This is a genomic window from Acinetobacter sp. YH16044 (genome assembly GCF_013417145.1).
In the GTDB taxonomy this organism is placed as follows: domain Bacteria; phylum Pseudomonadota; class Gammaproteobacteria; order Pseudomonadales; family Moraxellaceae; genus Acinetobacter; species Acinetobacter amyesii.
The window spans coordinates 1-2,654 of sequence record NZ_VPEK01000099.1 but is presented as its reverse complement, the minus strand read 5'-3'; the positions used below and the strand labels follow the sequence as shown (position 1 = coordinate 2,654).

General features: G+C 40.2%; 5 protein-coding genes and 1 pseudogene. 3 read left to right on the top strand and 3 right to left on the bottom strand.

Translation table 11 applies throughout. The features are described 5' to 3' along the window. The coding region (locus tag FTV38_RS17115; RefSeq protein ID WP_179996737.1) for a type II toxin-antitoxin system mRNA interferase toxin, RelE/StbE family at positions 1–106 on the top strand (106 nt) is incomplete at its 5' end. A 111-nt stretch (positions 107–217) separates the two neighbouring features. On the opposite strand, the gene FTV38_RS17110 is transcribed toward FTV38_RS17115, so the two are convergent. After that, on the bottom strand, positions 218–715 hold the full coding sequence (locus FTV38_RS17110; protein ID WP_179997568.1) for a hypothetical protein: 498 nt from the start codon (positions 713–715) through the stop codon (positions 218–220). Further along, the gene (gene mobQ / locus FTV38_RS17105; protein ID WP_180023009.1) at positions 712–1,683 is read right to left on the bottom strand and encodes a MobQ family relaxase; all 972 of its coding nucleotides are present in this window, start codon (positions 1,681–1,683) and stop codon (positions 712–714) included. The genes FTV38_RS17110 and mobQ overlap by 4 nt, the downstream gene beginning before the upstream one ends. Positions 1,684–1,892: 209 nt before the next feature. Here mobQ and FTV38_RS17100 point away from each other — a divergent pair, with 209 nt between their 5' ends. Continuing rightward, positions 1,893–2,180, top strand: coding sequence for a hypothetical protein (locus FTV38_RS17100; RefSeq protein ID WP_020847062.1), 288 nt, complete (start codon positions 1,893–1,895; stop codon positions 2,178–2,180). A 47-nt stretch (positions 2,181–2,227) separates the two neighbouring features. Continuing rightward, complete coding sequence (locus FTV38_RS17095; RefSeq protein WP_257220058.1) at positions 2,228–2,509, top strand: hypothetical protein; 282 nt, start codon at positions 2,228–2,230, stop codon at positions 2,507–2,509. Between the two features lie 32 nt (positions 2,510–2,541). On the opposite strand, the pseudogene FTV38_RS17090 reads toward FTV38_RS17095, so the two are convergent. Further along, positions 2,542–2,654 (bottom strand): annotated as a pseudogene (locus FTV38_RS17090) (RepB family plasmid replication initiator protein); the annotation flags it as partial.

The window sequence follows — 2,654 nt, the reverse complement described above, 5'->3', positions numbered from 1 at the left end:
TCGTGATTGTCATGTGAAGCCTGACTTAGTCTTGATTTATAGGCTTGTTGGTGACGATATTTTAGAACTGCATCAGTTGGATAGCCATTCCGAAATTTTTGGATGACTATCGCTCGATGCTTTGAAATATGGCTTTAGCCATGTTTCAAAGTCGGGCAACTTTGCGCTTGCTGTAATTTGATTCGTAATGAGAAAAACCAAGCAAAGTACCGATCAACTAGTATTTTTTAGGGTCGATCTGACACCAGTCATAGGTTTTTTCTTTGACACTACTCGGTTCAAACGAGTAGCAATTTTTCCTCATTATTCTCACCAATGTTTCACCATCACTTTCTCGAATTTGTAGCGGATATTTTTTTAGTACAGCCAGATCTGCTCTACGTTCATCAATTTCGTCTTTGCTTGGTATGTATAAGAAGATAGCCAAAATGAATACCATCATCACAGCCACAAACGTGCTGGCAAAAATAAGGATAAGTTTTAAGTTGAGCCTGTTTGTAGCTTCGTTTAATGCCTGAATACTGTTGTTTAATGCACCTGTATGCTTTTTATTTGCGTTTTCTAGCGATTTTTCAGCCTTGTCTAGCACTCCACTAGCGACTTGGTTGTAAAACTGCTCTAATCGCTTCTTATCGTCTGCTATGGCTTCTCGATATTCCTTCATGGATGCCAATAAAATATATAACTGGTCATCTAAATCATTTTGATTACTCATAATGACATTCCGCCTCTACTTAGTTTTTGAGATGCCTTGCGGAGTGCTTGCTCGGCTCGTTGTTTATCTAATTCTTGCTGTCGTTTCATTTCCGCTTGGCGTTCCAGTTCTAGACGTTTGGTTTCTTGGTTCTTCTGCCATTGATCAAAACCTTGATCGACACGGTTTAAACCACGCTGTAAAACGCTCTCTTTCTGCTGTTTCTGTTGGTCAAGCTGTTGGGCGTTCTGCTGTTTCACATTGTCATTAAAACGGCTGATTTCAGTGTCTATGCCTTGTCTGCGTAATTGGGTGACTTTAGTGCCTTCATGGATGGTGGCTTGTAGTCCGTTATTCTGATCGGCATAGCTGCGGTGATCTATTTTTTCTCGGTAGCCTGCTCGTTCTAATGCGTGATTGGCTAAATTTGCCCACGTTTCCCGAATCTGTTTAATTTCGTCTTGGGTTGTACCCATACCAAGGCTTTTTCGTTTGGCGTTGCTGAGTTCAATATCGGTTTTGGTGGTCAGGGTGAGTTTATTGTCCGTGTCCAATTCGGCCTTTCGGGTGGTAAGCATGATATGGGCGTGGTGATTCTTATCATTACCGCCTTTGCTGGGTTCATGGATGGCTAAATCTGCGATCACGCCATAGCGATCAACTAAGGACCTGGCAAAGTCTTTTGCCAAGTCCTTACGTTGATCAGCGTCTAATTCATCGGGCAGGGCGATTACCCATTCTCTAGCGGTTCGGGCATCTTTGCGGTTTTCGGACTGTTCTGCCAAGTTCCAAAGGTCATTACGGTCAATTTCAATATCGAGATTCGAGATAATTTCTGAATGGGCGACACCATCTTTTCTTGTAAAGTCATGGGTCAGTCCTGTGCGTTCATCTTTGAGCTTTTCACCTGCACGATAAGCCATAGATGCAACAGCAGTTCTGCCTGAACTTCGATTCACTGTTTTAGTGGAACAATGATAGATTGCCATGCAGTCGCCTTGAGATGCTTTTGCTTTTAAAAAATTGCGTAGCAGTTTTTTGGGGTTAAGGGGTATCCCCTTACGCAAACTTTGACTTGGATGAAATCCAAGTCGTAAGTGCGCATTTCATGAAAAACACGATAGCATATAGCTCGCTTGAACTCTAGTTCATAGAGCCTTATGCTTGAGTGGTTTTCTATATCCCGAAATTAACCGTTATGACAAAATCAACTGAAAATATTGAAAAGAAAATTGAAGCCCAGTTGGAGAAGCTGAAACAGTTAAAAGCTCAGAAACAGGCTATTGAAGCAAGAGAAAGAACAAAGCAGAAAGAGCAAGAACGCAAGGATGATACTCGGCGTAAAATCTTACTTGGTTCTTACTTGATTAAAAAAATGCAATCCAATGAAGCCAACAAAGAAAAAATACTCGCTGAACTTAATGATTATTTAATAGAGGATCGGGATAGAATACTTTTTGATTTACCTTCGATGAATAACAATTAAGCTGGATATTCTTTATGAAATATAAAATTTTAATGTCTTTATTAACAATGTCAGTTATTACCCTTACTGCATGCAGCAAAAATAAAGAAGAACCAGAACATGTAAGAGTGCAAGCATCGTCTCCTGAGATTGTGGAAGAAGTACGCCAAGAAGCGCAACAAGTACCTGCTCCGCAAGAAATTACAGACGAAGACCGTGAACGTATGAAAAAAGAACTCCAAGATTCATCACGATTTGAAAGTAAAGATACTGCCAATAAGTCGGGCGAAGAAGTAAATGCGGAACTGATTAATCAGTTAGATTCGATAGGACAGCCAGCCAAAGAATAAAATTAAAAAAAAGGAGCTGAAGCTCCTTTTTTTTAATTACCAAATCCTGCCTTTTTTAAGCAAGGGTATAACTCTCTGAATTTTTCAGGCTCTAAAAGCATGTCTGCAATACGAATAGCAAACTGCTGATAGCTTTCTGTACCTT

Bases quoted from the DNA above. Each gene is read 5' to 3' on its own strand.
- FTV38_RS17110 (WP_179997568.1), bottom strand. From the start codon at position 715: ATGAGTAATCAAAATGATTTAGATGACCAGTTATATATTTTATTGGCA.
- mobQ (WP_180023009.1), bottom strand. From the start codon at position 1,683: ATGGCAATCTATCATTGTTCCACTAAAACAGTGAATCGAAGTTCAGGC.
- FTV38_RS17100 (WP_020847062.1), top strand. From the start codon at position 1,893: ATGACAAAATCAACTGAAAATATTGAAAAGAAAATTGAAGCCCAGTTG.
- FTV38_RS17095 (WP_257220058.1), top strand. From the start codon at position 2,228: ATGTCAGTTATTACCCTTACTGCATGCAGCAAAAATAAAGAAGAACCA.